A 24,719-nucleotide genomic window follows, 5' to 3' on the forward strand; every position below is an offset into this window, starting at 1 on the left:
GTGTTGATCACGAGCTTTACGGCCTCGTCTTTGTACTCAGGAGTGAACTCCCTGCGTGTCTTTCCCATGTGAACATTCTCTCTTGTGAGGTGTCCACGCAACGGGGGCAAGGCCAGGGCAAGCCACGATTCGCCATGGTCACGTCCCGCTGAGTGGATGCTCCTATATGAACGATATATGCGAGATTGACAACTGCCCCGGCACACTATCCCTGACGCGGAATAATGATCGGAGCATGATCTCACCCGCCTCTGCAATGAAGTACCAGTGCAGCGCCGATCCCGCTCACGAGTTTGAAGACCCGCGCACCATGCCGGTTGACACGTCACGCTCTATCTAGAGCGCGAGACCAGCGCGGAGCGCTATGCCGACGGCCTGGTTCATCGTGCGGGCTGCGCGACCGCGCAATACCGCCACTCCCCAGGAATCCCGAGGAGGGGCGTAACTTGTCGTTTGGCAGGCTGTCTATGGCCGCAACGGGGTCACGCTTCTGTGCCTTGGGGTTCACTTTCGCCCAAGCCCGCCACGAAGAGACGGAGAGCGGCGACCTTGGGAACGTCAACCCAGAGTCGAATGGAATTACCCAAAACGGATGTTCCCCCTACCTGGAACGCATCGAAGTCGAGTCCGTCCAAGAGCTCTGCAAGTGAAGCGGCCTTTGCCGCCGAAAGGTACCCAACCTTCCGACCTTGGCCGAAGACTGCAACGGCGTTGGCGTCACTCCCGTTGTCCGGTTCGCGCTTGAGTAGGTAGTCGGTCCCGCCGTACAAGGCACGCTCATCTTCAGTCACGCAGTATGAGGAGCCGACGATGCGAAATCTCGTAGACGGAAGGTCTCGTAAGTCGAGAGCCCTCAGCGCCGTGGTGTCAATGGTGACCTTCTCCAATGCCGGAATCAGTTCCTCCGGCCCGAGTTTTGCCTCCATCTCGGCGACCCAGTCGTCGAATGTCCCGGTCCACCGATCTGTATAGCGCGTCTCGACGACTCCTCCCGGCAGCTTCACCGTATAGCTCCGACGCGGCGGACGTGCAGGCACGGTTTCAGGTGGCTTGGCAGGCGTGATAACTGCAGGTTTAGACGGCCTGCGTCCGAATAGTCGTGCGAGAATCCCCATTCTCGGAGTCTAGGTGCTGGTTACCGAGCTCTGAGTCCAAAGCTAATTGGCGTAACCGTTGGCGTAACTGCCCGATAGACGCAGAAAAGGCCAGCCCCGCGAAGTGCGGAACTGGCCTCTGACCTGCTATTTCATCTGTCGGGCTGACAGGATTCGAACCTGCGACCCCTTGACCCCCAGTCAAGTGCGCTACCAAGCTGCGCCACAGCCCGCCGCTTCCACAACGCGATTTCAACGATCAAAACCTGCGGAAGACAACTGTAAGAGCTTACCGCCTTATGAGCGGTCGCATGAACACAACGGCACCGGCTCGAGATCGTGCCGGGTTCAGCGGATGACCGGGCCGGCTCGCCCCGTGCGGCCCACGGCTCCTCGCTAGGGTAGACAGCATCATGCATATTCGAGACATCGGCGTGTCAACGCTGAAAAGCTGCCGGCACCAGCCGCGGGACGGCATCCGTCTCACCGCAGACGGACCGGTCGGGGATCGAGACTTCGCCGTCGTCGATCTGAACAACGGACAGATCCTGAGAACGGTCGAGAACCCCGCGCTGGTGGCGTGCGAGGCCGACTGGGTTGATGGGGTGCTCTCGGCGACGATCGACGGACATCGAGTCGCGGCGGTTCCCATGCCGAGCGGCGGCACCGTCGACTTCGACTATTGGGGTCGCCAGACGCCCATGCAGGTGCTCGACGGCCCGTGGGCGAGCGAATTCTCCCGCCTGCTGGGCCGGAGCGTCGTGCTCGCCCGCAGTCTCGTCACCGGGGGAGCGGTCTACGCCGATTCGGTGACAATCGTCACGACGAGCTCGCTCGACCGGCTCGCGCGCGAGAGCGGAATCGAGGTTGACACGCGGCGCTTTCGCTCCACCTTCACCCTCGACAGCGGCGATACCCCGGCGCACCTTGAGGACGAGTGGGCCGGCCGCGAGCTTCAAGTGGGCGGAGTCCGCCTGCTCGTGAAGGGCGGCATTCCTCGGTGTGCGGTCATCGACATCGACCCCGACACGGGTGAGCGTGGAACGAATTTGCTGAAAACCCTCGGCGGATATCGGCTGCACGGCAGCGACATCATGTTCGGCGTCTATGCCGAGGTCATCAGCCCCGGTTTCGTGTCGGTCGGCGACGACGTCGCGCTGGTCTAGCTCAAGACCGGGCGAGTCCTACAGCGCAGGCTCGTGCCGGAACTAAGGCCGCAGCCGGATGAGTCGCTGCGGGCCATCCTCTTTCAGCTCGGCCTGGTCGCTGCGCGACGCGAGAAAATCGGTGAAGGAACGAAAGCCGAGCGGCTTCTCATTGAACGAGGGGTCCATGCGGCGCATCTGGTTCTTGATCGTGCCGGTGTTGAGCCACTCGTCGGCATCGCCCTTGGCGTGACCGATCTGCAGCGCCCGAACCAACAGCTCCGTGGCGAGGGTCTGCGGGTCGATGTCCTCGGCCTCCGGCTCGTCGAATTGCGCATCCTCGGTGTGCGAGAACATGGGAATCGTGGTGAGCAGACGAGCGCGGCTGGGAGCTGCCTCGGGCACAGCGGCGACGGGTTCGGCCGCCTTCCTGCTCGCCTTCGGTGCCTCGACGACGGCGATCGCGGCGGCCTTGCCGATTCCGGGCAGCGAGTCGTAGTCCTCGAACTCGTCGCAGGCTGCCGCCAGCGAGGTGCTCGTCGAGCCCGCTACCCCGATGCCGACCACGAAACGACCCAGCCGCTTCGACTTCTGGGCGAGCGCGATGTAGTCGGAGTCGCCGGCGATGATGATCACGTGGGTGAGGTCGGGCAGGCGAAAGAGGTCTTCGACCACGTCGACGGCCAAACGGATGTCCGCGCCATTTTTGGTTCCGCGGGTAGTCGTGGTGAATAGCTGGGTCAGGTCCACCGCGCGCGACATCAGCTGCCGCTGGTAGCTCGCGTTGACCGGAACCGACCAGTCGGCGTAGGCACGGTTCACCACCAGGGTGCCAAAGGACGCGGCAAAGTCGATGATGGCGTTGAAATCTACGGTCGCGGAGGCGAGCCGTGCGGCGATCTCGGGGTCGGCATCCGGGCTCTTTTTATTGAAATCGCGGATGCCGTCGCGCTGAAAGGCGTTGCGCCCGTGCAGCTGCTGGTAGCGCGAGATGACGATGTTGTCGAAGTCGATATAGAGGCCGACGCGAGCATCGTTCGGTTCAGTCATGGTGAGCTCCTTAGCCACAGGCGGAAGACTCAGTCGCGATCCGGTAGGTCTAGTTTGCGCCGTGCGATGCGGCCGAGGCAACTCAGCCGGCTCTATGCACGCTGTCGTGCGCTGCCTTCGGGCTGCGGGGGGTGCACATCGGGGTCCGCAGCATTTGTCGTGCAGTCGCGAAAGTCGGATGCTTGAACCATGGAGCACACGCACGAGAACTCACACGCCCAGTCCGATGCCGCCCCCGGGGCTGGGGAGGCAGCATCCGCTGAACATGCGCCGCGCGATCCGGGCGCGGTCGAGGAATTCTGGGACGACCGCTACGCCGACATGTCGCAGCTGTGGAGCGGGCAGGCCAATGCCACGCTGGTGACCGAGGTGCAGGATCTCCCCGCCGGGCGCGCGCTGGACGTCGGCTGCGGCGAGGGAGCGGATGCCCTCTGGCTGGCGGAACGCGGGTGGGATGTCACGGCGCTGGACGTGTCGCGGGTGGCCCTGGATCGAGCTGCCGCCCAGGCTGAGCTTCGCGGAGTGAGCGTGCACTGGCTGCATGCCGGCCTGGTAGAGGCGGCGCTGCCGGCGGCATCCTTCGATCTCGTCTCGGCGCAATACCCCGCACTGCTGCGCACCGCCGAGAATGTTGCCGAGCACGCGCTATTGTCAGCGGTCGCCCCGGGCGGCGTGCTTGTGATCGTGCACCACCCGGCTCCGACGACGGATGAGGCCAAGTCCCACGGGTGCAATCCCGACGACTACGTGAGTCCGGCCCGGGTCGCTGCCCTGCTGGACGACGGCTGGCAGATCGAGGTGGACGAGACGAGGCCGCGCTACGTGGCGACCGGCGCCGGGGCGCACCACACCCACGACGTCGTGGTGCGGGCGCGACGCTTGCGCTGAGCGCTGACGGCACGTGGTTGGGAAGTTAGCCCGTGTTGCAACCAGTGCCAGCTTCCCAAACACGTGCGGCGAGGCCCGACCGGTGCCTCAGTTGGTGACGCTGCATGTCGCTGTCGGTGGCGGCCCACCTGCGAAGGCGCCTCGTCGGGCGATACTGGAGGGATGGACGATAAAGATACCCTCGCTGATTTTTTGCGCTCAGCCCGGGCCCGCCTGACGCCAGCCGATATCGGCCTGCCGGTAAACCCGCACGCGGCCGCCCGGCGGGTACCCGGACTGCGCCGTGACGAAGTAGCCGGGCTGGCCGGTGTGAGCGTGGACTACTACGCGCGGATGGAACAGGGCCGAGTGACGCAGGCATCCGATGCCGTTGTCAACGCGCTCGCCGGGGTACTGCACCTGAATGAGGCGGAGCGAAGCTACCTGTTCTCGCTGTTATCTGCCTCGACCGGCGGCCGCAACCAGCAGCGGCGGCGCACCCACGCCGTTCGGCCGTCGGTGCGCACCATCATGGATTCCTTCACCGTGCAGCCCGCGTTCGTGCTCGGCGTCGGCATGGACGTGCTGGCCATGAACGACCTCGCCAAGCTGCTGCTGAAGGACTTCACGAAGGGCTCGGGACTCGGGCGCAGCATGGCCAGATGGACCTTCCTCGACCCGTCGGCGCGCACGCTGTACCTGGACTGGGACATTGTGGCGTGCGACGTGGCGGCCATGCTCCGCCACGACGCGCGATCCCACCCCAACGATCGGGCGCTCAACGAGCTGATCGGCGAACTGACCGTCAAGAGCGACGAATTTCGCGCCTGGTGGAGCCAGCACCGGGTGTGGGAGTGCACGTTCGGTGTGAAGCGCTTCGTGCACCCGATCGTGGGGCGCGTTGACGTGGACTACGAGACCTTCCCGGTTCCGGGCGAACCAGACCAGCAACTCTTCGTCTACAGCACCCAACCGGCGTCGGCCTCAAACGACGCGCTACGCATTCTGGCCTCCTGGCGCACAGATCAGACGGATGCCGCCGCGCTCGAGTCCTTGCGCTGACGCTCTAGAACCCTTCAGGCAGACGCGGAACGTACGATGCCTCAAGCCACCCGCGCTCGTCGGCGCTGAGCTCAAGGTCGAGCGAGGCGATGGCATCGCTGAGGTGCTGCGGCTTCGTTGCGCCCACGATCGGCGCCGTCACAGCGGGGTTGCCCGACACCCAAGCCAGGGCTACCTGAGCGCGCGGAACTTCGCGTTCAGCGGCAATGTCAGCGACAACTGCAGCAACAGCGCGATCGCCGTCCTCCGCCTGTGCGTACAAGGCCTGGCTGACCAGATCCGTCTCGGTGCGGGCGGTCGTCTGGTCCCAGTCCCGGGTCAGCTTTCCACGCGCGAGGGGGCTCCACGGGGTGAGACCGATGCCGGCGTCGGCGGCGAGGGGGAACATTTCACGCTCCTCTTCCCGGCTGATCAGGTTGTACTGGCTCTGCATCGAAACGAACGGCGTCCAGCCGTTCACCTGTTGCAGGCGCAAGGCCTTCGCAAACTGCCAGGCAAACATTGAGGAGGCGCCCAGGTAGCGGGCCTTGCCCGAGCGCACCACATCGTGCAGGGCTTCAAGCGTCTCCTCGAGAGGAGTGAATGGGTCGAAGCGGTGCACGATGTAGAGGTCCACGTAGTCGAGGTCGAGGCGACGCAGGCTGTTGTCGATTTCCTGCAGCACCGCCTTGCGTGAGAGGCCGCGCTGGTTGGGACCTTCACCGACCGGTGAGTAGACCTTGGTGGCCACAACGATCTCGTCGCGGTTGGTGTACTCCGCGAGTGCGCGGCCGAGGATCTCCTCGCTCGACCCGGCCGAGTAAGCATTTGCGGTGTCGAAGAAGTTGATGCCGGCCTCAACGGCTTGCCGGATGAAGGGCCGACTGGTGGCCTCGGTCAGTGTCCAGGCGTGGTTTCCACGCTCCGGCTCGCCGTAGCTCATGCAGCCCAGGGCGAGCGCCGAGACATCCAGACCGGTGGTTCCGAGCTTCACGTACTTCATGGGACTCCTTTAATGACGGATGCCCCGGGCCGCGTTGAAATCTGCGGCCCGGGGCGGTTCGTGCCTGGGTTTATTATCGACCTGGGCGGTGTCTATAGCGCCGGTCGGGGCGCCTACGCGTCGGCGCGGGTCTCGTTGGCAAACGTGGTCACGTCGATAACGAAACGGTAGCGCACGTCGCTGCGGATAACACGCTCGTACGCCTCGTTCACCTGATCGACCGAGATGATCTCAATGTCGGCGCCGATTCCGTGAGCGGCACAGAAGTCGAGCATTTCCTGGGTCTGGCGGATGCCACCGATCTTCGAGGCGGCGATGGAGCGACGCTGGGCGGCGAGCCAGAACATCTTCACGCTGTCAGGCTCGGTGGGGATTCCAACGTGCACGAGCGTGCCGTTGAGGGCGAGCAGCTTGAGGTAGCCCTCCAGGTCGAGGTTCGCAGCCACGGTGTTCACGATGAGGTCGAAGTGGTTCTCGAGCTCGGTGAAGGTAGTCGGGTCGCTGGTGGCGTAGTAGTGGTCTGCGCCGAATCGCAGGCCGTCTTCCTTCTTGCTGAGGGTCTGGCTGAGCACGGTGACCTCGGCGCCGAGCGCGTGGGCGATCTTCACACCCATGTGGCCGAGGCCGCCCATGCCCAGGATGGCAACCTTCTTGCCGGGGCCGGCTTCCCAGTTCACGAGAGGGGAGTAGAGCGTGATGCCGGCGCAGAGCAGGGGAGCGGCCTCGGAGAGCTCGATGCCGTCGGGAATGCCGAGCACGTAGTTCTCGTCGACGACGATCGCGGTGCTGTAGCCGCCGTTGGTGGGGGTGCCATCGTGGTTACGGTCGTTGTAGGTGCCGACCTCGCCTTTCAGGCAGTACTGCTCTTCGCCGGCGAGGCAGTTGGCGCACTCGCGGCAAGAGTCGACAAAGCAGCCAACGCCGACGCGGTCGCCCACCTGGTAACGGGAGACGTCGCTGCCGACGGCGGAGACGATGCCGGCAATCTCGTGGCCGGGAACCATCGGGAACAATCCCACACCCCACTCGTCGCGAGCCTGGTGGATGTCGGAGTGGCAGATGCCGGCGAACTTGATATCGATCGCCACGTCGTGGGCGCCGGGAGTGCGCAACTCGATTGTGGTGCGAACGAGGGGCTGGGTGGCCGCGGGGGCGGCGAGGGCAGGAACGGTGGTCGTCATAGAAAAATCTTTCTGTGCCGGTGGTGGAATGCGGGGGAACCCCGTGCCGTGGCACGTGTCGACGGTGACATCCGCTCACGCAACGTTACGCCGTGCCACGGATCTGGTCGAGGCTGGAACGTGGCACTGTCTGACCTACCCACGGCATCCGCTGATCTCGCGGCCAGGAGCCGGGCGGGTGCAGGTGCGATCCGAAGCCCGGTGCAGGCGTGAGTCCCCGTTACCGGGGCGCATTGACACACGTTCACTTCACGACCTAGTATGGAATCGATTCCATGGAATCGATTCCATGACCACGATGAGGTGAAGAAGATGGCGGACATCACAATCAAGGACGTAGCCGCACTGGCTGGCGTTTCGGCGGCCACCGCTTCCCGCGTTCTCTCTGGCAACCCGGCCACCTCCCCCCAGTCGCGGGACAAGGTCGCCGCGGCAGTCATCGAGCTTGACTATCGGCCCAACGCCCAAGCCAGGGCCCTGCGCTCGACCCGCAGTGATTCCATCGGCCTGCTGGTACCCGACGTACGTAACCCGTTCTTCGCCGATCTCGCCCATACCATCGAGCAAGCAGCCCTGTCCGAGGGCTATGTCACCCTGCTCGGCAACGCCAACGAGCAGAAGGAACAGCAGGACCGGTACCTGGATACGCTGATCTCTCGGCGGGTAGACGGCATCATCGTGGCGCCACTTGGCGACGGTGGCGGCAGCATCCGTTCCCTGATCGAGCGCGAGATTCCAACGGTCTTCGTGGACCGCACCATCGACGGTATCGACGTGCCGAGCGTGACCACCGATAGTGAGGTCGGCATCCGTCAGACTGTCCAACACCTCGCCGCCCTCGGGCACACCCGGATCGGCTACATCTCCGGCCCGCAGGCGACCTCAACCGGCCGCGACCGGTTTGCAGCCTTCACGGCGGCCGTGGCCGACGCCGGTCTCAGCCAGGACCCCGACCTGGTGTACTTCGGAGACTTCCAGGCGGCGAGTGGCTCGGCCGGCCTGCACGCCTTGCTCGAGTTGCACGACCCGCCGACAGCCTTGCTCGCCGCGGACAGCCTGATGGCCGTCGGCGCGATTGCCATTCTGCACAAGTTGGGTCTGCGCATCGGAACGGACCTCGCGCTGGTCGCCTTCGACGATATCGAATGGTTTGCCCTGCTCGACCCGGCACTCAGCGTCATCTCCCACAGCGTTGAGGACATGGGCCGGATCGCCGTCGAAATGCTGCTTGAGGTCATCGCTGGCAACTCACCCCAATCGGTGGTGCTGCCCAGCGAACTCGTCATCCGTGGCTCATCGTCGTTGCCCATCCTGCCCGCATCCAGCCGAAGGAAGAACTGACATGACTCAACAACCACTGCTGACCCTGCAGAATGTGGGGAAGGTCTTTGGACCGGTCACGGTCATCCACGACGTCACGGTCAGTGTCTACCCCGGCCAGGTTCAGGTATTGCTCGGGGAAAACGGTGCCGGAAAGTCCACGCTGATCAAGATGATGGCGGGTGTCTACCAGCCGGACTCGGGCCATATCGTCGTTGATGGCAGAACGGTCACCCTGCCAAACACCCGCGCGGCTGAGGCGCTGGGTATCGCCACGATCCACCAGGAACTGAACCTGGTGGCCACCATGAGCATTGCCGAGAACGTCATGCTCGGGCGGATGCCGACCAGGCACGGTCTCGTAGACCGTCGCGCCCTGCGCCAGCACGCCCGAGCCGCGCTGGCCTTGATCGGCCTGGATATCGACGTCGACATTCTGGTGGGTGAGCTGGGCATCGCCCGGCAGCAGCTGGTCGAGATCGCCAAGGCGCTGAGTATCAACGCCCGCATTCTCATCCTCGACGAGCCCACCGCAGCGCTGACCCGCCACGAAACCGAAAACCTGTTCGCGGTCATGGCCGACCTGCGCCAGCGTGGCGTCGGCATGCTCTTCATCAGCCACCACCTCGACGAGATCGCCGAGGTCGGTGACACCGTCACCGTGCTGCGCGACGGCGAATTCATCGGGGAAGTTCCGGCCTCCACCTCCGAAGACGAACTCGTGAAGCTGATGGTTGGCCGCGGCATTGAGGACCAGTTTCCCCGGGTGCCTGAAAACCTGAGTCAGGCCGCGGAGGTGCTCATCGTGGAGAATCTCACGTCGACCGGGCTGTTCAGTGACATCAGCTTCACCGTCAAGGCGGGCGAAGTGCTCGGCATCGCGGGCCTGGTTGGCGCGGGGCGCACAGAACTTATCCGGGCCATCGCTGGCGCCGACCGATACGCCTCCGGCACGGTCGCCGTGCGCGGCCAGCATCTGCCGAAGGGCAGCATCAAGGCCGCGATCGCGGCGGGTATCGGGCACGTGCCGGAGGACCGCAAGGGACAGGGGCTGGTGCTCGACGCATCCGTCAATAACAACCTCGGCTACGCCACCCTTGCGTCCACCGCGAAGCTGGGACTGGTCGACTTTGCCGGCCAGCGCAGCCGGGCATCCGCGGTCGCGAAGAGACTGCGCATTCGCATGCACACCATCGACCAGCCGATCGGCGCACTCTCCGGCGGTAACCAGCAGAAGGCCGTCTTCGGCCGCTGGATCATCGCCGCCTCGACGATCTTGCTGCTCGACGAGCCAACGCGCGGTGTGGACGTGGGTGCCAAAGTCGAGATCTACGAACTGATGAACACGATCACGGCGGCCGGGGGAGCGATTCTCATGGTGTCCAGTGAACTGCCCGAGATCCTCGGCATGAGCGACCGCATCCTGGTGATGCGCGACGGCCGTATCGCCGGCGAGCTCAGCGCCGCCGAGGCAACCCAAGACGCAGTCATGACACTCGCTGCCCGCGATGTCGACGAGACGCACGAACAGAGATAGGGAAACCATCATGTCCACCACCACCCTGCCGACGCCGCGCCGCGGTATCGACTACAAGAAGTTTCTCGCCAACAACGGCGCCCTGGTCGGTCTCGTCGTTCTCTGCCTCGCCCTGTTCATCGCAACCCCGGACTTTCTGACCGGACCAAACCTGCTCAACATCGGTATCCAGGTATCCACCGTGGCCGTGCTGGCCTTCGGGATGACCTTCGTCATCGTGGCTGGCGGGATCGACCTTTCCGTCGGCAGCGTGGCGGCACTGTCGGCCATGTCCTCCGGCTGGATGTTCGCCAGTGCCGGCCTCCCCGGCTGGCTCGCCCTCGTGGGCGGTCTGGTAGTCGGAGCGCTCGCCGGAGTTATCAACGGTTTGGCCAATGCCTACGGAAAGCTGCCGTCCTTCATCGCCACCCTCGCCATGCTCAGCGTGGCCCGCGGGCTGACCCTGGTGATCTCCGACGGCCGGCCGATTAAGACGGCGCCCGAGGTCTCCTTTCTCGGCGGCAACCTCGGACCGGTGCCGATGCCGATCGTCATTCTCGTGATCGCCGCCCTGGCCGCCTCGTTTGTGCTCAACCGCACGGTGATTGGCCGTTCGATGTATGCCGTCGGCGGCAATGCAGAAGCGGCCCGGCTCTCGGGTCTGCCGGTCAAGCGCATCCTCGTCACCGTCTTCGCCTTGGCCGGCCTGTTCGCCGCACTCGCCGGGCTGCTGCTCGCGGGGCGTCTCGATTCAGCGCAGCCCCAGGCCGCGGCCGGCTACGAACTCGATGCCATTGCGGCTGTCGTGATCGGCGGTGCCTCGCTCTCCGGAGGCCTCGGCAGAATTTCGGGCACCCTCGTGGGAGCCCTGGTTTTGGTCGTCATTCGCAACGGCCTGAACCTGCTCAACGTCACCTCGTTCTGGCAGCAGGTCGTGATCGGCCTCGTGATCGCCCTGGCCGTTGGTATCGACGTGCTGCGCCGCAAGTCCCGCAACAGCTGACCCACCAGCTGTCAGCAAACTTTCCCCTCCATCCGCCTCATCCAAAGGAAAACCAATGAAGTCATCCTCGTTCCTCAAAATCGCGGCAGTGACCGCAACAGCAGCCTTGATCCTGGCGGGAACCACCGCCTGTGGCCGCGGCGGCGGCGCTGAGGCCTCCGGCGATAAAATCGTGATGGCCATTTCCACCCTGAACAACCCGTTCTTCGTGGAACTGCGCGACGGCGCGGAGGCTGCAGCCAAGGAAGCCGGAGTGCAGCTGAGCATCGTTGATGCCCAGAACGACTCGGCTACGCAGGCCAACCAGCTCGCCACTGCTGCCTCGAGCGGTGCCAAGGCCGTCATCGTGAATCCGGTGGACTCGGATGCCGCCGCCTCGGCAGTGGATGCCTTGATCACCGCCGGAATTCCGGTCATCGGAGTCGACCGCACCGTCACCGACGTTGACCTCGCGTCGCTCGTCGCCAGCGACAACGTCGCCGGCGGGCGTCAGGCAGCCGACGAACTGGCCAAGTCCATGGGCGAAACGGGCACCGTCATCCACTTGCAGGGCGTAGCGGGAACGTCAGCCAGCCGGGAGCGCGGCGCCGGCTTCGACGAGGGCCTGAAGGCCTACCCCGACATCACAGTTGTCGCCACGCAGACGGCCAACTTCGACCGCGCCGCCGCGCTGGATGTCACGACCAACCTGCTGCAGGCCAACCCGGGCGTCACTGGTCTCTTCGCTGAAAACGATGAAATGGCCCTCGGCGCCATCCAGGCGCTGGGCGACAAGGCCGGCTCCGAGGTCTTCGTTGTCGGCTTCGACGGCACGACCGACGGACTCGACGCCATCAAGGCGGGCACCATGGTCGCGACCATCGCGCAGCAGCCGGCCGAACTCGGCAAGCTTGCCGTCGAATTCGCCATCAAGGCCATCAAGGGCGAGACGATCGCGAAGACCGTTCCGGTCGAGGTCGTCTCCGTCACCAAGACGAATGTCGGCGACTTCGCCAAGTGAGTCACCTCGTCAATACGGCCCTCACCACGCCCGGTTCGGTCGTTGTCGTGGGATCCATCAACGTCGATCAGCTGATCCGCGTGCAACGCCACCCGAAGCCGGGCGAGACCCTCATCGGAACATCGATGGAGTTCTTGCCCGGCGGTAAGGGGGCCAACCAGGCCGTCGCGGCGGCCCAGCTCGGTGCCAGCGTGCGCCTGGTCGGTGCGGTCGGTCGGGATTCGCAGGCCACTGTCGCCAGTGCGATCCTGACCAGCGCCGGTGTCGACCAGTCGGCCGTGCGAACGGTCGACGAACCCACTGGGCTGGCCCTGGTCAGCGTGGATGATCACGGTGAGAACACGATCGTGGTCATCCCCGGTGCCAATGCACTCATGGGCGCCGAGGCCGTTCAGGCCAGCGCGGGCATCATCGCCGCCGCTGCTGTAGTGGTTTTGCAGGGTGAGATTCCGGCCGACGGAATCGCCGAGGCGGCGCGGCGGGCCACGGGACGGGTGGTACTGAATCTGGCTCCGGTGATCGAACTGGATGCTGACACGATCCGGCGAGCCGACCCGCTGGTCGTCAACGAGCACGAGGCGGCCCTCGTGCTCGCACAACTGGCACCCCACCGCGGTGTCCCCACCGAGGATGCCGAGTTGGTGAGCCGGCTGCTGGAGGTGGGCGTCGCATCCCTTGTTCTGACGCTCGGCGCGAAGGGTGCCATCTGCGCCGACCTGGATGGCACCAACACCGTGGCCTCGCCGACGGTCGTCGCCGTGGACAGCGCCGGCGCTGGCGATGCATTCGTGGGCGCGCTGAGCGCGCAGCTGGCCGCAGGCGTGAGCCTGCTTCAGGCCGTTCGCCTGGCCGTGCGGGTCGGGGCGTTCGCGGTGCAGAGCCGCGGAACGCAGACCTCGTATCCGACACTGGTGGACGTGCTGCCGACGGTGAACGCATGAAGAGGAGGGGCATCCTGAACGCTGAGCTGGCGGGGGCGCTGGCCCGGCTCGGTCACACGGATGTCATTCTGCTCGCGGACTGCGGCATGCCGATTCCGCCTGGGGTTCCCGTGGTCGACCTAGCCTTGGTGCACGGAATTCCGCGGTTCGAACAGGTTCTCGACGCCCTGCTCGATGAGATGGTGTTCCAGGGATGCGTGGCGGCGAAGGAAGCAAAGACCGCTCCCGCTGGGGCATGGCTGTCGGACCGCTTCACCGACATCGAGTACATCAGCCACGCGGAGTTGAAGGCCATCTCCGCGTCGGCGAAGCTCTTCATTCGCACGGGGGAGGCGACGCCGTTCGCCAACGCGGCGCTGGTCTGCGGAGTCTCGTTCTGAGGACCTGCGCCTGCGGAGCCGGCACCGCGCCGGCGGCTCTACGCCGTGCGGGCGCGATCGATGACGCCGCGTGATCCGCCGGGGTGAATCCGGAGCTTTCACACCGGACGCTCGGGGAATCTCCCGCGCGCAGCACTCGTCGTCACCGTTCTGCGGGGCTACTCTCGTGCGTAGCGAGGCACGACGACCTTAAGAAGCGGAGGACCCAATGACCAGGGACAGTCGAGCGCGGGTGATCGTGCGGGAAGGCCCGCTGGGATTCGTCTTCTTCCTGGCCTATCTCGGAGCGGCCATCTATTTCGTCTCGGAATCCAACGGCACATTCTGGGGCGTCATCCTGGGCCTGCTGCAGGCGATCGTTTGGCCCGTCTACGTCATCTATCACGTGCTGCTGTCGATGGGCGCGTGATTGCTGCAGGTCAGTGCGCGGCTGGGCGACGTACCATCAGTGGATGCCCCCGCGTTCGCCACTCCCGCAACGTCACGGGCTCGATGCCGCGTGGGTGTGCACGCCGGAACGGTCGAAGCATCCGCTTTGGGAGACCATGGGTGCCTGGCTCGATGAGCGCCTGTCGGAGTTTGTGGACGTGGTCGGCCTTCTGGCCCAGGGACGTTTTGTCTATGCGACGGGCACCGTCGTCGGCGGCCGCGACCCGTACCGGCCGTACACGTTTGTGTGGTTCCACCGCGATCTGGCCGTGGAGACGTTCGTTCCCGGGCCCATTCATCTGATCTATCGCGACGATCGCATCGTGGTGATCGACAAGCCCGCCTTCCTGTCGACCATTCCCCGCGGGCGCCACGTCGTGCAGAGCGTGGTGGTGCGGCTGCGCGCCGAGCTCGCGCTTCCGGAGCTCTCACCCCTGCATCGGCTGGACCGGGTGACGTCGGGGCTGCTGGTCCTCGCGACTGAGCGGCGCTGGCGCGGGGCGTACCAATCGATGTTCCAGCGCCAGGAGGTCGCGAAGACCTATCGGGCGCTCGCGCCGTTGCTTCCGGGCCTCGACTTGCCCGTGACGGTGCGCAACCACCTCGTGACCCGCCGCGGCCAGTGGCAGGCCGAAGTGCTGCCGGGCGCGCCGGCCAACTCCGAGTCCCTGATCGAACTCGACTCCCCGATCGACGGGCTCGGCAGCTACACGCTGACGCCCCGCACCGGTCGTACCCACCAGTTGCGCCTGCACATGCTCGGCCTTGGCGTTCCGATCAGTGACGACCCGATCTACCCGGTCGTGCGAGAAATCGCTATCGACGATTTCACCCGACCCTTGCAGTTGCTGGCGAACGAGGTGCGCTTCACCGACCCGATCGACGGTCGCCTGCGGGAGTTCGCCAGTTTGCGCACGCTGCCATTGCGCAGCGAGGTCAAGGCTCGTCGAACGGATGCCTAGGCTGGTCCCATGGCTACAGTCATCCTTGTGCGGCACGGCCGCACCACCGCAAATGCCACCGGACTCCTGGCCGGACGGGCCAGAGGCATCCACTTGGATCAGATCGGACAGGACCAGGCAGCGCTGACGGGTCTTCGCCTGGCGGTCGTGCCGCTGGTCGGCGTGGTCTCCAGCCCGCTGGAACGCTGCCAGCAGACCTCCCGGCTGATCCTCGACCACCAGACCGGATCCCCGGTCACCCTGGTCGACGACGATCTGACCGAGTGTGACTACGGCGACTGGCAGGGCAGAAACCTCAGCGAACTGGCCCAGGAGAAACTGTGGTCGGTCGTGCAGAACCAGCCCTCAGCGGTGGTTTTTCCCAGCGGCGAATCGATGGCGGCGATGCAGGCTCGCGCGGTGGCCGCGATTCGACGCCAGGACGCCGCCTTCGAGGCGCAGCACGGGCCAGGTGCGGTGTGGGCGGCGGTGAGCCACGGCGACGTCATCAAGTCGATTCTGGCTGACGCCTTCGGTATACACCTCGACCTGTTCCAACGCATCAGTGTCGGCCCGGCGTCGGCGTCGATCGTGCGGTACGGCTCCGGCCGACCGAGCGTGCACGCCACCAACACCGACGGCGGCGACCTGGCCTGGCTGGCCGACAGCACCCTCTCGGACGACGCGCCGGTGGGCGGCGGAGTGGGGCCTCAGCCACTGCGCACCCGGCACGCCTAGAGTATTTGTATGCCCACAATCGTTCATGAGTTCGACTGGCCGGATCGGGTCGTCGTCGGCACAATCGGCCCGCCCGGGTCGCGTTCGTTCTATCTGCAGGTACGCAGTGGTAGCCGTATCGTGAGTATCGCGCTGGAGAAAGAACAGTCAGCGCTGCTCGCCGAAAATATCGACGAGATTCTCGACCAGCTGATCACTCTCGAGGGCAACCCGTTCAGTATTCCGACTACGACGCCGATCGAGATCGTCGACAACGACCCGCTCGAGCAGCCCGTGGCGGCAGAATTTCGCACCGGTTCGATGAGTCTGGGGTGGGATCCGACCACGGTTCAATTCGTGATCGAGGCCTACCCGGTTGACGAAGACGACGATGTGCGCGATCCGGCGGAAAAGTCCGAGATGCTTCTCGTGCGCATCTCCGTGGGGACCGCGAGGGCTTTCGCGAAGCGCACCCGCGAAATCGTCGGCGCCGGGCGTCCCATGTGTCCCCTCTGTGGTTATCCCGTCGACGCCGACGGGCACACCTGCACCCTGCCCGATGTCTGATGCCAGCCCCCGACCTGGTCAACGGTGAGCTGAAGCTGACCGGCCGAATCAAGACGGCTTCGAACGCGACCTTCCTCGGCAGCATCGGCGGCGCGGTGGTGGTCTATAAACCGGTCGCGGGGGAGCATCCGCTCTGGGATTTTCCCGACGGAAACCTGGCCAATCGTGAGGTGGCCGCCTACCTGGTGTCCCAGGTTTTCGGCTGGAACATCGTGCCGCGCACCTGGCTGCGCGACGGCCCGATGGGTGAGGGCATGGTGCAACTGTGGCAGGAGCCTGACCCGGCGCAGAGCGCCGTCGACCTGGTGGCAGCGGACGCCGTGCCGGCCACGGGGTGGCGACGAGTTCTCGATGGGCGAGACGATCGGCGTGATGGTTCGTGCGGGAAAGATAGGATCGTCCACACGGACCCCGCCTAGCTGGCGGGCACGTTCAGTCGTTTTGGCCATGGAGGTCCACACATGAGAAGAAAACTGCTCTCTACCGCTGTAGTCGGTTCCGCCCTGCTGCTCGCCGTGACAGGCTGCAGCACCCCCGCCGAAACCGATACGACCGCCGGTGGCGGCCTGACCGGAACCGGAACCGGCGCTGACTGCGTTATCGAATCAGCCGTACCCATCGCTGCGGCCTTCAGTCTCACGGGCGCTGCGGCGCAGTACGGTGCGGGACAGAAGAACGCGCTGGAACTCGCAGTTGAGGACCTGAACGCGGTTGGCGGGGTCACCTACGAGCTCACCGTCGAGGACGACGCGACCGACCCGAAGCAGGCCATTCAGGTGTTCGACACCTTCATCGCTTCCGGCGCCAGCATCATCATCGGCCCGACCCTGTCCAACACCGCGAAGCAGACCGACCCGATCGCGCAGGACGCGCAGGTTCCCGTGCTCGGCGTGTCGAACACCGCGGCCGGCATCACCGAAATCGGGGACTACGTCTTTCGCGATTCCCTCACCGAGGATGCCGTGATTCCGCAGACCGTCAAAGCCGCCGTCGACAAGCTCGGCGTGAAGAAGGTCGTTGTCATGTACAGCAATGACGACGCCTTCACCGAGTCGGGTTACCAGGCCTTCGCCGCTGCGCTGGAGGACCAGAATGTGGAAGTGGTCGACACCCTCACCTTCTCCAAGGCGGACACTGACTTTCGCGCCCTGCTCAACAAGGCCAAGCAGTCCGACGCCGACGCCATCGTCGTCTCCGGCCTGATCGACGCGGCCGTGCCGCTCGTCACCCAGGCCCGCGAAATCGGCATTGACACGCCGATCATCGGCGGCAACGGCTTCAACTCACCTGCTCTGCTCACCGGCGCCGGCGCGGCAGCCGAGGGCGTCATCGTGGGTGCCGCATGGAACTCCGCCTCCGACAACGAACAGAACGTGAAGTTCATCGAGGACTACACGGCCGCGTACACCTCGGCTCCCGATCAGTTCTCCGCGCAGGCATACGCCGGCATGCAGATCATCGACCACGCCGTTCGGTCCGGTTGCTCGGCCGAACGCGAGGACATCAAGACGGGCCTCGGCGACATCACCGACGTGCCGACGGTCCTGGGCGATGTCAGCCTGAATGAGAACCGCGACGCCGTGCACGACGCCCTCGTGCAGATCGTTCAGGACGGCAAGTTCGCCATTCTGAAGTAGCGTCACCGCACCAACACACCGCGCCACTCACACCACGCCGGCCGCGTTTCGCCTTGGGCGGTACGCGGCCAAAAACAGGGACATCACCAATGCAGCTCTTCCTGGACGGAATTTTTCTCGGCTCGATCTACGCGCTCTTCGCCATCGGTTTCACCCTCGTGTTCGGTATCCTCGACCGGTTGAACCTGGCTCACGCGGCCGTTTTCACCGCCGGCGCCCTGGTCGGGATCGAGATCGTGACCAGGTTCGGCGTGCCGATCTGGCTGCTCATTCCCCTGGTGCTGGTCTTCGGCGCGGTGCTGGGAATCCTGATTGAACGCGTGGCCTTCCGGCCGCTCGCCGGGCGGCACGATGCGCACTTCGCGGGCCTGATCTCATCGATCGCCTTCGGGGCGATCCTTTTGTCGCTGCTTCAGGCGCTGTATGGCGCCGATACCCGGCGGTTTCCCGCGGACGTGTTCCCGCCCACCCGGGTGGAAATTCTCGGTGCGACCGTCTCGCTCCTGCAGGTCATCATCCTGATCGTCAGCGTGTCGCTGATGGTCATTCTGACCTGGCTCGTGGCCAAGTCGAAGCTCGGCCGAGGCATGCGTACCATCGCCGAAAACCCGCACGCAGCTTCGGTTCTGGGCCTGAACGTCGGCCGGATCAGCAGCACCACCTTCGCTCTCTCCTCGGCGCTGGGCGCTGTGGCCGGCGTGCTGTTCACCCTGAACGTCAACGCCGCCTCCCTCGGTATCGGTCACGCCGTGGAACTCAAGGCCCTCGCCGTGATCGTCGTCGGCGGGATGGGATCGCTTCCGGGCGCCCTGATCGGCGGCCTGATCCTGGGCGTCGCCGAAGTTCTGGCCGTGAATTACATCGGCAGTTCCTGGCGGGACATGGTGGCGTTCGGACTGCTGTTCCTCATCCTCATCCTTCGCCCGCAGGGCCTGTTCGGCGCACGCAAGACGCGGGAGGTCTGAGCATGTTGGCGGAATACTCCTCTCTCATCACGCTGATCGCCCTGACGGCGATCCTCGCCTTCAGCTTCTATGCCGTGCTGATTGCCGGACAGCTGAGCCTGGCCCAGCTCGGGCTGGCCTCCCTGGCGGCCTTCAGTTCCGCGCTCGTTGTTCCCGCCGAGCCGCTGTTCGGCTTCATTCCTCCGCTGGCCGTCGGCATCGTCTTCGGCATGGTCGTTGGCATTATTGCCGCATTCATTCTGGGCCTGCCCGTCATCCGCTTACGCGGTGTTTTTCTGGCCATCGCCACCCTGGCGTTCGGCGAAATGGTGCGCATCTTTTTGATCAACCAGAGTTGGACCAATGGCGCGCAGGGGCTGGGCTTTCCCAAGCTCGTCGGCCTCGAGGTCGCCTGGGTCGCGCTAATCGTGGTGGCCTTCTGGTTCTGGCGTCTCTCCGGCTCCCGGCTGGGACGAGCCTTCGCTGCGATTCGTGAAGACGAATTGGCTGCCACGACCATGGGTATCGACGTTCCTCGCTACCGGATGGCTTCCTTCGTCATCGCGGGCGCCATTGCCGGCCTCTACGGCGTGCTGCTGGCATACTTCTCGCGGTTCGCCGACCCGAACGAGTTCTCGTTCACGGCCGCGGTGGACGGCCTGGTCACGGCCGTTGTCGGCGGGGTCACCCTGTTCGTCGGCCCGATCCTCGGTTCGGCATTCCTCACGGTGCTCCCCGAACTGCAGCGTGTCCTCGGCGTCGACGCCGGCTGGATCCGTCCAACAGTTTCCGGCGTGCTGCTCCTCGTCGTCATCCTCTTTCTGCCCGGTGGGCTGTCCGGTCTCATTCCGCGCAGAAAGTCCGCCAAACGCCTGATTTCCGATCCTGCGCTGCGGCCCACCCTTCCGGCTTTGCCGACGCCGGGCACCGAGCTCGTACGCCTGACCGGGCTCGGCAAGTCCTACGGGGGAGTGCACGCCGTGCGCGCGGTGGACCTCACCGTGAACGCCGGCGAGATTCTTGGCCTGATCGGCCCTAACGGTGCCGGCAAGACCACCCTCGTGAACATGGTGACGGCATTGACGCCCCCGAGCACCGGCGCCGGCAGCGTGCTCGGCGTTCCCCTGGCGGCCACCACAAAGGCGCACCGCCTGGCCCAGGCCGGAGTGGCCCGTACCTTTCAGCAGATCAAGCTGTTCAACCGGCTCTCGGCCCTGGAGAACGTGCTCGTCGGTGGGTACCGCATCACCCACGACACGCTGCTCCGACGGCTGTTCTTCCTTCCTTCGGCCCGTCGGTGGGAACGCGAAGCCGTGGCGATGGCATCCGCGCAACTGATCCGCGTCGGCCTCGGTGACAAGGCGGCTAACGCCGCGGGCGACCTGTCTTACGGCGACCAGCGGCGGCTGGAGATCGCCCGCGCGCTGGCCTCGCATCCGTCCCTTTTGGTCCTGGACGAGCCCGCGGCCGGAATGAACCAGGTGGAGGCCGCACGGTTGTCAGACCTGATTCGCTCGCTTGCCGCCGACGGCATCGCCGTGCTCGTGATCGAGCACAACGTGCGAATGATGCTGGCCACCTGTGACCGGATCATGGTGCTGAACTTCGGAGAGGTCATCGCGGCCGGTCTGCCCTCCGACATCGCCAGGGACCCCAAGGTGCTCGAGGCCTACCTCGGGTCGGTCGGCTCCGACGCTGACGCCGACGCGGCATCCGTGCTGGCCGCCGAGAATCTCGCCCGTATCGCCGCCGACCCGGACAGTGAAGCCCACGGGTACCACGCCGACCCCGCCCAGGGCGGCGCAACAAAGCCCAACGGCACGACGGCCCCGGAGGAGAACCGATGAGCGATCCGATCCTGAGCGTGGAGGGCCTGCAGGTCAATTACGGCCGCGTGGAGGCCGTGCGCAACGTATCCTTCGAGGTGGCGGAGGGGGCACTGGTCACCCTGGTCGGGGCCAACGGCGCCGGTAAGACATCCGTGTTGAACGCCGTATCCGGCCTGCTCCGACCCCGCCAGGGCATCATCAAATTCAAGGGCCAGGACATCACCAGATGGCCGGCGCACCGGCTGGTAAAGGCCGGACTCGTGCAGGTTCCCGAGGGACGCGAGATCCTCGGCACGCTGACCGTTGCCGAGAACCTCAGCCTCGGCGGCTGGCACCGCGGCAGCACCATGCACAAGAACGTGGCCAAGGTCTACGAACGGTTCCCGGTGCTGTTTGAGCGACGCAAGCTTCAGGCCGGTGCGTTGTCCGGCGGCGAGCAGCAAATGCTGTCGATCGCCCGCGCCCTGATCGCCGAGCCGCAGATTCTTCTGCTCGACGAACCCTCGATGGGGTTGGCGCCCAAGATCGTGGACGAGGTGTTTGCGGTGATCGAGGAAATTCGCCAGACCGGGACCACGGTGGTGCTGGTTGAACAGAATGCCCGGCGGGCCCTTGCGGCTGCCGATTTCGGCTATGTATTCGAGACCGGGGAGATATCGCATTCCGGGCCGGCCCACGACTTGCTCTCCGATGAGAAGGTCATCGAGGCCTACCTGGGATTGGACTAGTGGTGTCTTGACTACAGTTGAAGCCGAGGTCCAGGGCTCTGTGCGTGCCCTGGACCTCAGCTTCAATCAAATGACTTGCAGTTAGTCCAGCACTCCGCAGGCGGCCGGGTCAGTGGCCTCGGCGGGGAGGGTCCCGTCAAGCTCGCTGTTACCCGCTTCGAAGTCGTACATCCCGTTGCCGTTGTAGTCGACTCCGTGGATCACGACGACGCCTTCACCGTCGCGGATGGCCTCGGCGATGTCAGCAGCGGTACCGTTGCCTCCATCGTCGCCGGTTCCGGCAACGTCCGTGAAGCGGATGTTGGTCCGGAGATAGCTATAGGAGCCGTTCTTCGAGACGGGGAACCGGGTAACGTCCAGGAAGCTGGCCGGCGTGGTGTCTCCGCTGGTGTTCAGGGACACCACAACGGGCCCGTAGGCCGGGATACCCTCGACGGTGTTCAGGCGTTGGTCACCGTTGGTGTCCAACGCGAGCGTGGGGCACTCGTTCATTGCCTCTTCGCCGTAGTGGATGTGCTGGGCGTGCGGAGCATTGGCGGACAAACCCGTCGCGCGGATCTCGATGGCCCGAATCGTCTCGCCGCGAACGACAGCGATCGCCTTGCCCGAAGCCCCCGAGTCGTTAAGCTCGGTGAGGTTGGCGGTCAGTACCACGTTACCGCGCACCGATTTCGGGACATGCGCTGATGCCGGGGCGGCGCCAATCGACACGGCGATCAGCGCGGCTGCCCCCGCTCCGAGTACCAGTTTAATGTTCTTCTTCACGTTTCACTCCTATGTGACCTCGCCCATCGAGACGATCCCGACGGTTGGATGCGACCGCGTTGGTTCGTAGCCCTCTGCCAAAAGGACTGGCATTTTTTGGGGTTACGACGCAGAGGGTATCCACATATCGAGGATCCTGAAAGTGCTGGCTGCCGATCTGCTCGTTTCTCGACTGGGCCGAGATCGTGCCAGGCTAGGGGCATGGATCTTGAGGTGTCGCCGACGCTCACCATTCCCGAGCGTGAACTGGGCTGGCGATTTTCGCGGTCGTCCGGCCCCGGCGGCCAGCACGTCAACACCTCCGACAGTCGCGTCGAGCTGTCCTGGAATATTGCCGAGTCAAGCGTACTCTCCGACGACGAGCGGATGCTGCTGCTCACCCGGCTCGGGCACCGTCTCGTTTCCGGCGTGGTCACCATCGCAGCCAGCGAGCAGCGCTCCCAGCTGCGCAATCGCGAGATCGCGCTGCGTAAGCTCGCCGACCTGGTGATCGCGGGGCTGGCCGCGGAACCGGCCGTGCGTCGCGCGACCAGACCCACCAAGGGATCGGCCCGGCGGCACCTCGCCGTCAAACAACAGCGCTCGGCCACGAAACGCAACCGGCAGCGTCCCGCGGCCGAATAGCCCAAAGGCTAGCCGGCATCCGTTTAATGGAAGCGGCTACCGAACCAGCAGCATCCGTCGAAAGTAGGCGGCCAGTTCTGCTGTCGCGGGCAGCGGCAGAACATTCGCGACGTACTGGTCCGGTCGAACCACGACCACGGCGCCGTCGCGGCTGATGCCGCGCAGGTCGAAGATGTCCTCGTCGGGGTCGGCGGCGTATACCTTCTCGTAGTCGATGAGTCCGAACGGGCCGGTTCTTGGCAGAAAGGCCTCGTCGACCTGGCCGAGATCCACCTCGGTGTGCGCCTCCTGGTAGATCACCTTCACGTCGAAGACGCTGTCAATGTCGGTGCCGGCCGGAGTGTGGGCGAGCAGGGGGGAATCGTCAGCGGTGCGCATCCACTCGGCCCAGGCGGTGAGCGCGGAGCTGTTGGCGGCGTCAGCGAACGCGTAGAGGCGCCAGCGGCCGTCGGCGCGGTGGTGGTGGCCGAGCTCGACCGGGTTGGCGTCGGCGACGCGCACCACCGGAGCTGACTTGAAACGCTTTCCGATGGGAAAACCGGTGGCGAGCGCCTGATGGGTTGCTTCACCAATCAGCATCGACGGCGGGTATTGGGTCATGAACCCGGCCGGAAATTCCGCCGTCTGGGTGTAGAAGTCCTCGAGCGGCACCTTGAGGTCTTCGGGCTTGGCGGCCATCAGTGAAGACCACTCCTTGTCGAAGTCGATCAGGTTCTTGGCGATGACCTGGCGCTCCGCGGAATACGTGCTGAGAAGTGTCTCGGGGCTGCGACCGTCGAGCACGTAGCCGAGCTTCCAACCGAGGTTGAAACCGTCCTGCATGGAGACGTTCATGCCCTGGCCCGCCTTGGCGCTGTGCGTGTGGCAGGCGTCACCCATGATGAAGACGCGCGGCGAGCGGATGCCGATCTCCTCGGGCAGTACGTCGTCGAAGCGGTCGGTGAGGCGGTGGGCGACCTCGTAGACGCTGTGCCAGGCCACGTTTTTCACGTCGAGTGTGTACGGGTGCAGAATCTCGTTCGCCTTCAGGATGATCTCGTCGATCGTCGTCGTGCGCACGGCGCCGTTGTCATCGGGGGCGACTTCGCCGAGGTCGACGTACATGCGGAACAGATAGCCGCCCTCGCGCGGAATGTGCAGGATGCTTCCGTTAGCCCCCTGGATGGCGCACTTGGTGCGAATGTCGGGAAAGTCGGTGACGGCCAGCACATCCATGACTCCCCAGGCGTGGAAGGCCTGGTCGCCGGCGAGGGTGCAGCCGATCGAATCGCGCACGCCGCTGCGGGCACCGTCGGCGCCGACCACATACTTGGCGTGAACGATGCGCTCCTGGCCCTTCTTGAGGCCGGTGGTGTGTACGAGCGTCACCGCGACGGGGTAGTCGCTCACGCTGTTGGTTTCACGCGTGGTGTTGGTCAGGCTGACAAACTCGTAGCCGAAGTCCGGCACCATGCGGGTAGGCGAATTCGCCATGACCTCGGCGAAGTAGTCGAGCACGCGCGCCTGGTTGACGATGAGGTGCGGAAACTCGCTGATGCCGGTGGGATCATCGATGGCGCGGGCCGTGCGAATGATGTTAGCCGGGTTGGTGGCGTCTGGTTTCCAGAACGCCATCTCGGTGATGCGGTACGCCTCGGCGATGATGCGCTCGGCAAAGCCGAACGCCTGAAAAGTCTCGACGCTGCGGGCCTGGATCCCGTCGGCCTGCCCGATTGCGAGACGCTCACCGCGGCGCTCCACGATGCGGGTCGTGATACCGGGAAACTGGGAGAGCTGGGCGGCGGTTATCATGCCGGCCGGGCCCGTTCCCACAATGAGAACGTCGACGCTGTCAGGGATTTCATCGGGGCGATCGATGCCGACTCCGGCCGCATCCTGAGTGCGCGGATCGGTGGACACGTATCCGTGGTGGTGAAACTGCACGGCTTCCTCACTTCTCTGTGTGGTTAAAACTTCTGTGTGGTTAAAACGAGTGCGGCTTCTGATCTGATGTTCGA

Annotated in this window: 24 protein-coding genes, 1 tRNA gene and 1 pseudogene; 19 read left to right on the forward strand and 7 right to left on the reverse strand. The window is 65.0% G+C overall.

Translation table 11 applies throughout. The features are described 5' to 3' along the window. Nucleotides 1–482 precede the first annotated feature (482 nt). Both E3T35_RS09325 and E3T35_RS09330 read right to left on the reverse strand, forming a co-directional pair. Entirely contained in the window at nt 483–1,004 is a 522-nt protein-coding gene (locus E3T35_RS09325) for an HIRAN domain-containing protein (protein WP_166789898.1), read from the reverse strand. Nucleotides 1,005–1,253: 249 nt separating this feature from the next. Further along, nucleotides 1,254–1,327: transfer RNA gene (locus tag E3T35_RS09330), tRNA-Pro, on the reverse strand. A gap of 180 nt (nt 1,328–1,507) precedes the next feature. Between E3T35_RS09330 and E3T35_RS09335 the strand changes: the two genes are divergently transcribed. Beyond that, a complete protein-coding gene (locus tag E3T35_RS09335) occupies nt 1,508–2,260 on the forward strand; it encodes an MOSC domain-containing protein (protein WP_134378721.1) in 753 nt (250 codons plus the stop codon). 42 nt (nt 2,261–2,302) lie between these two features. Here E3T35_RS09335 and E3T35_RS09340 read toward each other — a convergent pair whose 3' ends face one another. Continuing rightward, nucleotides 2,303–3,289 carry an NYN domain-containing protein gene (locus tag E3T35_RS09340; RefSeq protein WP_104090943.1) on the reverse strand — a complete coding sequence of 329 codons (987 nt, stop codon included), beginning with the start codon at nt 3,287–3,289 and terminating at the stop codon, nt 2,303–2,305. A gap of 189 nt (nt 3,290–3,478) precedes the next feature. Between E3T35_RS09340 and E3T35_RS09345 the strand changes: the two genes are divergently transcribed. Together E3T35_RS09345 and E3T35_RS09350 are read left to right on the forward strand one after the other, a co-directional pair. Further along, a complete protein-coding gene (locus tag E3T35_RS09345; RefSeq protein ID WP_134378723.1) occupies nt 3,479–4,177 on the forward strand; it encodes a bifunctional 2-polyprenyl-6-hydroxyphenol methylase/3-demethylubiquinol 3-O-methyltransferase UbiG in 699 nt (232 codons plus the stop codon). Between the two features lie 162 nt (nt 4,178–4,339). Continuing rightward, nucleotides 4,340–5,218: a helix-turn-helix transcriptional regulator gene (locus E3T35_RS09350; protein ID WP_134378725.1), complete on the forward strand. Its 879-nt coding sequence runs from the start codon at nt 4,340–4,342 to the stop codon at nt 5,216–5,218. A 4-nt stretch (nt 5,219–5,222) separates the two neighbouring features. On the opposite strand, the gene E3T35_RS09355 is transcribed toward E3T35_RS09350, so the two are convergent. Both E3T35_RS09355 and E3T35_RS09360 read right to left on the reverse strand, forming a co-directional pair. Next, on the reverse strand, nt 5,223–6,200 hold the full coding sequence (locus E3T35_RS09355) for an aldo/keto reductase (protein ID WP_134378727.1): 978 nt from the start codon (nt 6,198–6,200) through the stop codon (nt 5,223–5,225). Nucleotides 6,201–6,313: 113 nt separating this feature from the next. Next, entirely contained in the window at nt 6,314–7,381 is a 1,068-nt protein-coding gene (locus E3T35_RS09360; RefSeq protein ID WP_134378728.1) for an NAD(P)-dependent alcohol dehydrogenase, read from the reverse strand. A gap of 312 nt (nt 7,382–7,693) precedes the next feature. On the opposite strand from E3T35_RS09360, the gene E3T35_RS09365 reads away from it, so the two are divergent. The 15 genes and pseudogenes from E3T35_RS09365 (at nt 7,694) to E3T35_RS09435 (ending at nt 21,333) form a co-directional block, all read left to right on the forward strand. Then, nucleotides 7,694–8,722, forward strand: a complete 1,029-nt coding sequence (locus E3T35_RS09365; RefSeq protein ID WP_134378730.1) for a LacI family DNA-binding transcriptional regulator — start codon at nt 7,694–7,696, stop codon at nt 8,720–8,722. 1 nt (nt 8,723) lies between these two features. Continuing rightward, nucleotides 8,724–10,238, forward strand: coding sequence for a sugar ABC transporter ATP-binding protein (locus tag E3T35_RS09370; protein WP_134378732.1), 1,515 nt, complete (start codon nt 8,724–8,726; stop codon nt 10,236–10,238). Between the two features lie 10 nt (nt 10,239–10,248). Further along, the gene (locus tag E3T35_RS09375) at nt 10,249–11,220 is read left to right on the forward strand and encodes an ABC transporter permease (RefSeq protein ID WP_134347022.1); all 972 of its coding nucleotides are present in this window, start codon (nt 10,249–10,251) and stop codon (nt 11,218–11,220) included. A gap of 55 nt (nt 11,221–11,275) precedes the next feature. Further along, nucleotides 11,276–12,220: a substrate-binding domain-containing protein gene (locus E3T35_RS09380; protein ID WP_134378734.1), complete on the forward strand. Its 945-nt coding sequence runs from the start codon at nt 11,276–11,278 to the stop codon at nt 12,218–12,220. Then, nucleotides 12,217–13,161 (forward strand): ribokinase, encoded by a 945-nt coding sequence (locus E3T35_RS09385; protein WP_134378736.1) that lies wholly within the window; start codon nt 12,217–12,219, stop codon nt 13,159–13,161. The genes E3T35_RS09380 and E3T35_RS09385 overlap by 4 nt, the downstream gene beginning before the upstream one ends. Next, nucleotides 13,158–13,541 (forward strand): D-ribose pyranase, encoded by a 384-nt coding sequence (gene rbsD, locus E3T35_RS09390; protein WP_134378738.1) that lies wholly within the window; start codon nt 13,158–13,160, stop codon nt 13,539–13,541. Before E3T35_RS09385 ends, rbsD begins: the two co-directional genes overlap by 4 nt. Before the next feature lie 208 nt (nt 13,542–13,749). Next, entirely contained in the window at nt 13,750–13,950 is a 201-nt protein-coding gene (locus E3T35_RS09395) for a hypothetical protein (RefSeq protein ID WP_134347018.1), read from the forward strand. 43 nt (nt 13,951–13,993) lie between these two features. Then, nucleotides 13,994–14,932 carry a pseudouridine synthase gene (locus E3T35_RS09400; RefSeq protein ID WP_134347017.1) on the forward strand — a complete coding sequence of 313 codons (939 nt, stop codon included), beginning with the start codon at nt 13,994–13,996 and terminating at the stop codon, nt 14,930–14,932. Between the two features lie 9 nt (nt 14,933–14,941). After that, entirely contained in the window at nt 14,942–15,649 is a 708-nt protein-coding gene (locus tag E3T35_RS09405) for an MSMEG_4193 family putative phosphomutase (protein WP_134347016.1), read from the forward strand. A 9-nt stretch (nt 15,650–15,658) separates the two neighbouring features. Further along, nucleotides 15,659–16,195 carry a DUF3090 domain-containing protein gene (locus E3T35_RS09410; RefSeq protein ID WP_134378740.1) on the forward strand — a complete coding sequence of 179 codons (537 nt, stop codon included), beginning with the start codon at nt 15,659–15,661 and terminating at the stop codon, nt 16,193–16,195. After that, a pseudogene (locus E3T35_RS09415) lies at nt 16,195–16,560 on the forward strand (phosphatidylinositol kinase); the annotation flags it as partial. The gene E3T35_RS09410 and the pseudogene E3T35_RS09415, both read left to right, overlap by 1 nt. 96 nt (nt 16,561–16,656) lie before the next feature. After that, a complete protein-coding gene (locus E3T35_RS09420; RefSeq protein ID WP_134347013.1) occupies nt 16,657–17,832 on the forward strand; it encodes an ABC transporter substrate-binding protein in 1,176 nt (391 codons plus the stop codon). Between the two features lie 89 nt (nt 17,833–17,921). Beyond that, a complete protein-coding gene (locus E3T35_RS09425) occupies nt 17,922–18,797 on the forward strand; it encodes a branched-chain amino acid ABC transporter permease (RefSeq protein ID WP_134347012.1) in 876 nt (291 codons plus the stop codon). A gap of 2 nt (nt 18,798–18,799) precedes the next feature. Then, nucleotides 18,800–20,623, forward strand: coding sequence for an ATP-binding cassette domain-containing protein (locus E3T35_RS09430; protein WP_134378742.1), 1,824 nt, complete (start codon nt 18,800–18,802; stop codon nt 20,621–20,623). Further along, the gene (locus E3T35_RS09435) at nt 20,620–21,333 is read left to right on the forward strand and encodes an ABC transporter ATP-binding protein (RefSeq protein ID WP_134347010.1); all 714 of its coding nucleotides are present in this window, start codon (nt 20,620–20,622) and stop codon (nt 21,331–21,333) included. The genes E3T35_RS09430 and E3T35_RS09435 overlap by 4 nt, the downstream gene beginning before the upstream one ends. An 81-nt stretch (nt 21,334–21,414) precedes the next feature. Here the strand turns inward: E3T35_RS09435 and E3T35_RS09440 are convergent, their stop codons facing one another. Further along, nucleotides 21,415–22,098 (reverse strand): hypothetical protein, encoded by a 684-nt coding sequence (locus tag E3T35_RS09440; RefSeq protein WP_134378744.1) that lies wholly within the window; start codon nt 22,096–22,098, stop codon nt 21,415–21,417. A 201-nt stretch (nt 22,099–22,299) separates the two neighbouring features. On the opposite strand from E3T35_RS09440, the gene arfB reads away from it, so the two are divergent. Further along, nucleotides 22,300–22,722, forward strand: a complete 423-nt coding sequence (arfB, locus tag E3T35_RS09445; RefSeq protein ID WP_134347008.1) for an alternative ribosome rescue aminoacyl-tRNA hydrolase ArfB — start codon at nt 22,300–22,302, stop codon at nt 22,720–22,722. 36 nt (nt 22,723–22,758) lie between these two features. Here the strand turns inward: arfB and E3T35_RS09450 are convergent, their stop codons facing one another. Then, nucleotides 22,759–24,645 carry an FAD-binding monooxygenase gene (locus E3T35_RS09450; RefSeq protein WP_134378746.1) on the reverse strand — a complete coding sequence of 629 codons (1,887 nt, stop codon included), beginning with the start codon at nt 24,643–24,645 and terminating at the stop codon, nt 22,759–22,761. Nucleotides 24,646–24,719 lie beyond the last annotated feature (74 nt).

This window comes from Cryobacterium sp. TMT1-2-2 (assembly GCF_004403505.1).
GTDB classification, from domain to species: Bacteria; Actinomycetota; Actinomycetes; order Actinomycetales; family Microbacteriaceae; genus Cryobacterium; species Cryobacterium flavum.